Here is a 5195-nt window from a genome sequence, read left to right as displayed (position 1 = left end):
TAGCTTGAATCTTAATATTCCATTCCTGATTTGTTGATAATGCAGATTGGGTTAGATTTGAGCTTCCAACAATGATATCAAAGTTATTTTTATGTTTAAAGATATATCCTTTAGGATGAAAACCAATTTCTTCATCCTCGAATATGCGCACTTCAATATTATCAAAAATCAATAATTCTTTGAACACATTAGGATGATTAAACCCTAAATATGTTGAAGTTATTATTTTACCTCTAATTCCTTTGCCCCTTAAATCAATTAATGCTTGTTTTAATATCGCTAAGCCAGATTTATTGATAAAGGCAACAGAGAAGCAAAAAGAATCACAAGAGTTTAGTTGATTAACTAATTCATGTGATATTTTTATTCCTTGTTTATAGTTGTTAGTTAGTAGTTTTGTTTGATGCATATTGTTAAATATTGCATTTGTATTAGATTGCATTGTTAAAAGCATTATTATACCCCTTGTTCTTTTAAATTTTTAAATATTTGTATGTCAGCAGGAATCCAATTAATATTTTGTTCGTCTAATGTAATCCATTTTATTTCATTATGATTATTAAGTTTTATTTGGTTACCCTTTAAAGTGCACAAGTAGCAATCCATGTTTAATATAAAATTAGGATAGGTATAGTACACATTCATAAAATATTTTTCTATACTTATTGTAGCTTCTAGTTCCTCTTGAATCTCTCTAATTAAGGCCTGTTCGCTTGTTTCACCATCTTTTATTTTTCCACCAGGAAATTCGAACATTCCTGCAAATTCCCCATCTTTTCTACTAGCAATAAGTATTTTATTATCTTTTTTTATAATAGCAGCAACAACATTTAACGTTTTCATTGAATTTACACCTCTATATATTAATTATAGCAATATTAAGAATTTATTTAAAGAATTGTAATTAAAAACAATTACTTGTAATAATTAAGTAATTGTTCAAATGATAGAAAGATTCCTTTTTTAGATAATTGATTTTTTCTTTTGTTATACAATTTTTCTAAAATAACAGTTTTATCTTCTAGGCGGCCATAATGTAATAAATTATGGCAATGACTACACAGTGAAACAATATTTGCTGTAACATCCAAACTAAATTTAAAATCTTTAAATTTGGATAAAGGAATTAAATGATGGGGTTCAGTATATTCATATAATCCATTTTTCCTTAAAAATAGGATATGATCAGTTTCATTTTCACATTTATAGTTGGCATTTTGTAAAGCTTTTTTAGCTTTTTCACTATCTCTTTTTGGCCTTGGTATACCTGTATTATTAGAAATTGCTAATTTTATTTTTTCAGGTCCTTCAGGCTCAATCAATTCATTATTTTTATCATTAACTTCTAAAGATTTATTTATTTTATCTAATTCATCGTTATCATAATCTAAATCATAATCTAAAGTTTCTGTTAAAAGAGCATGAATAAAGGCTTTTGTTTTATTAAATTTTTCATTATGTTTTATTTTAGTAAGAAGATATTTAGCATGTTTTAGATCTATTTCAGATAAATATCTTTGATTACCTCCACCTTTTGAATTAAAAGGGCCACCTTTTAATTTATGTTCTTTTAACCAATCCCGATGTTGTCTCATATCGAGAGGTGGAGTAAGTAGATTATAATCACAATCTACCATATAACCTTTATTATTCCAAATTTGATCTGGTTTTAAATTTTTTAATTCTTCTGGTTGTTCAGCTTCATAGCAGTCGCTTTGGGCAATACTAATAGCATAGGTTTCTTGATTTGCACCATGAAAAATTATATCACCTTTTTGAACTTTAGACATATTTGTATAGCCCAAATCATTTTCGCCAGTTGATTTTTTTTGGGGAGACCATAAATATTTACCATTTAGTTCTTGTTTTTTACTTTGATTTTGGAATACATAATATATTTTCATATTTTTAACCTCATTAATCAAATAATTTTTTAATATCGATCATTAATACATCACATATACGGTATAAAAGATCTAATGAAAAGCTTTTGTTACAGTTTGGAGCTTCAATTTTGCTAAGATAACTTATACTAATTCCAACCTTCTCACATAATTGCTCTTGGGTAAAGTTTGCTTTAAGTCGATATTTTTTAATATTTAGACCTATTTTTTTATATTCACTATCATAATTTTTCATAATTAAAGACTCCTCATTTATTAATTAAATTATACAAGGATAAAAATCATTTATATATTCACTTATAGTGAATGATATTATCTAATTGTATTTTGATTGGCGATATAATATAAATAAAAAAGGATAGTCAAAAAATATATAAATTTAATGAATATTATATATAGAAAGTAAAACCATTTAGAAGATATTATTGATAATAATGATAGTGATAGATGATTAGTGGGTTATATGAATTATCAATGTGGAAATACTATGAAAGTCTATTGTAACTTTAATAAGTATATTTTTAAGATAAAGATAATTTAGTTATAATCTGTGACTAGTTATAATTAAGGATATATACAAATATTTAGTAAACCATTATAAGATAGGGACAAACTGGTTTTAATTAAAAAGTATGTGGTATAAACCGTTTAGTGATGCAAAATATTTACAGATAAATAAAAAAGAGGGTTTATCTTTGCACTACTGGTAGTGGAAGACAAAGACCTCAATGATACTGCTGATGAAGGCTGTAATCAAATTATTGAAAAAATATATTTGAAAGGTGAAAAAGTTTGTGGATATCAATATATAGTAGATTATGAAATAGCATTTGACAAAAAGAGATGTTTTATTAAAATGAATAAAGAGGAGCTATTCCATATTCTCTAATAAATTATTAATAAAACTATCATAGTTATAACTATGAATAATACTTTGCTGTAATTTAGGATTATTAACAATCTCAATAAATATATCGTAAAGGTGTTCAATGTCTTGTTGATCACCTTGTTTTATTGCTAGTAAAAAGACGATTTGAACGGTATCTTGTTTATACCATTTTAGTGGTTGATCAATGATGGCTACTGCAACTTTAGTATCTTTAGCACATAAGCGCATTGGATGTGGTAATGCAAATACTTCATTCATATTAGTTTTTGCTAAGTTTTCACGCTCCATAACATAATCAAAATAGTCACTGTCAACAATATCTTGATTTTCCATTAACTGACACATTTGTTTTAATAAAGCTTCTTTAGAATCTATTTCATCTAAATGAAAAAAGAGATTTTTATCAAAAAACTTATTAGATTTTTTCATTTTATTTAAAGATATAGAAGTAAGAAATTTAGAAATAGCTTCAATATCCTGGTTATTTAAAGCAAAATCAACTGTAATAGCAGGGATATAATCACTCTTTAAAGGAATTGTCGAAATGACAAAGTCAATGTTCAACAATTCTCTTTTTGTATAATTAATAAATTCATTATACGAAGCTTTACGAACAATTGTTATCTTATCTTTAAAGAAAACATTTAATCTAGCTTCTAACATTCTTGTAGTGGCTTGACCAGAACCACAAACTAAAATAACACTTTTATTTTGCAAACTACCAGAAAAACAGCGCTCAATGGCTGCTCCAATATGTAGGGATACATAACCTACCTCATCTTCAGTTAAAATATATGGTGGTTTATTAAAGATTTTTGCAGTACATGTAAGAGTAATATCAAATGCTAAAGGAAAGTTAGTTTTAATTGTGTTTAATAAAGGATTACGTTTATTTAAAGCAAATGATTTAGTATTTAAGATTGATTTAAAATGTAAAAAGAGATCATGAGCTAGGATTTCATCTTTACGTAAATCAAAATTATAGTCAAGATAAATATTATTTAATAGTTCTTGTACTAATTCTTTGATTTTATTATCGTTATCGACTAAATCGTTTAATTGCGTATTAGCAACTAAATGAGAGTAAAGATACTTTTTTTCACCTTCACTAATAGTGATATTGAAAGTGTTTTCTATTTCTAAAGTGATATCATCGATAAAACCTGTATAATTATCATCAATTTTAATAGTATTGTTGGTATTGATATAGCAGTCAAATTGAACTCTAGAAATCATTAAAGCAAAATGGATAACTAGATTTTTAAAATTAAAATCATTAGTTTTTATTTGAGCTTTCTTTAATTTATTAGAAATAATTTGTTTAAGTAAATCAAGATCAATTCCTTCAAAAAGAGCATATTCTTCTTTGGTAAAACCAGTAACATAGTTTTGAAAATTAAATGATAAAACATTCTCAACCAAACATTTACGTTTATCATCTTCATTACCAATTACTTTAACACCAGTATTTGTTTTAGATATATATTCAAGATTATATTTTGAAAAAATATTTTTTAACGTTTTAATATAATTTTGTAAAGTATTTTTACTAACATAAATATTATCAGCTAAATCATCAAGAGTCATATATTCATCACTATATAATAATAAATTTAATAAATATTTAATACGGTCTTGAGATGTATCTAGCTCAGGATTACTTGTTTTTACTTGTTTTAATGAAGATAAAAAAGTATTATATTTTTCTTGATCGTTGATTTCAATATAATATCCGGCTTTTCTTTTTAGTTTTATTTGGGCACCATTATCTTTAATAATCTCGTTGATTGTTTGAATATCACTACGGATAGTACGCTCGGTAATTTTTAGTAAAGATGATAAATGTTTTGCTGAAACAAGATCATTTTGTCTAATGTAAGTAAAAATTTCATTTAAACGATTGTATGGAAACATTATTATCACGATTCCTTCCTTATTATGTCTATATTGTATAGATTATTGGTTTTTTATGCAAATAATTAATTTCCAAAATAAAATGGAAATCTTGGTGTTTATTAAATAAAAGTTTCCAATAATAAGTGGAAATAGCATTGGTTGAAATAAAATCAAATTCAAGATAGACTGTAATTGTAGCAAGGAGGTAGTAACGTAATGCTTAATGAAGATTATATATTTTTAGATGTAAAAGCAACTGATAAAGATCAGTTATTGGAATTTATTGCAGACAAAGCTCATGAATATAATATTTGTGATAATCGTGAAGGTTTACTTGATGATTTGAAAAAACGGGAAGCGGAATTTCCGACAGGTTTGCAAGATGGGTTTGCAATTCCTCATGCCCGTAGTAGACATGTAAAAAAAGTCGCAATCTTGTATTTACGAACAAATGAAGCAATTGAGTGGGGAACTATGGATGATAAAAAAGTGAATTATTTATTTTC

At 25.8% G+C, this 5195-nt stretch carries 6 protein-coding genes; 1 reads left to right on the top strand and 5 read right to left on the bottom strand.

The features are described 5' to 3' along the window. From ACLR9T_RS13245 to ACLR9T_RS13225, 5 genes are all read right to left on the bottom strand, one after another. Positions 1 to 454 (bottom strand): phospholipase D-like domain-containing protein (locus ACLR9T_RS13245; protein ID WP_413109979.1); only part of this gene is annotated, 454 nt, incomplete at its 3' end. A gap of 2 nt (positions 455 to 456) precedes the next feature. After that, complete coding sequence (locus ACLR9T_RS13240) at positions 457 to 843, bottom strand: (deoxy)nucleoside triphosphate pyrophosphohydrolase (protein ID WP_413109978.1); 387 nt, start codon at positions 841 to 843, stop codon at positions 457 to 459. Positions 844 to 914: 71 nt separating this feature from the next. Next, positions 915 to 1904: an HNH endonuclease gene (locus ACLR9T_RS13235; RefSeq protein WP_413109977.1), complete on the bottom strand. Its 990-nt coding sequence runs from the start codon at positions 1902 to 1904 to the stop codon at positions 915 to 917. A 13-nt stretch (positions 1905 to 1917) separates the two neighbouring features. Then, complete coding sequence (locus tag ACLR9T_RS13230; RefSeq protein WP_413109976.1) at positions 1918 to 2139, bottom strand: helix-turn-helix domain-containing protein; 222 nt, start codon at positions 2137 to 2139, stop codon at positions 1918 to 1920. Positions 2140 to 2775: 636 nt separating this feature from the next. Further along, positions 2776 to 4707: a BglG family transcription antiterminator gene (locus ACLR9T_RS13225; RefSeq protein ID WP_413109980.1), complete on the bottom strand. Its 1932-nt coding sequence runs from the start codon at positions 4705 to 4707 to the stop codon at positions 2776 to 2778. A gap of 198 nt (positions 4708 to 4905) precedes the next feature. Between ACLR9T_RS13225 and ACLR9T_RS13220 the strand changes: the two genes are divergently transcribed. Next, positions 4906 to 5195 (top strand): PTS sugar transporter subunit IIA (locus tag ACLR9T_RS13220; RefSeq protein ID WP_413109975.1); only part of this gene is annotated, 290 nt, incomplete at its 3' end.

Origin of the sequence: Thomasclavelia sp. (genome assembly GCF_047249845.1) — a bacterium.
In the GTDB taxonomy this organism is placed as follows: domain Bacteria; phylum Bacillota_I; class Bacilli_A; order Erysipelotrichales; family Coprobacillaceae; genus Thomasclavelia.
This window is presented reverse-complemented; position numbering and strand designations above follow the sequence as displayed.

Bases quoted from the DNA above. Each gene is read 5' to 3' on its own strand.
- ACLR9T_RS13240 (WP_413109978.1), bottom strand. From the start codon at position 843: ATGAAAACGTTAAATGTTGTTGCTGCTATTATAAAAAAAGATAATAAA.
- ACLR9T_RS13230 (WP_413109976.1), bottom strand. From the start codon at position 2,139: ATGAAAAATTATGATAGTGAATATAAAAAAATAGGTCTAAATATTAAA.
- ACLR9T_RS13225 (WP_413109980.1), bottom strand. From the start codon at position 4,707: ATGTTTCCATACAATCGTTTAAATGAAATTTTTACTTACATTAGACAA.
- ACLR9T_RS13235 (WP_413109977.1), bottom strand. From the start codon at position 1,904: ATGAAAATATATTATGTATTCCAAAATCAAAGTAAAAAACAAGAACTA.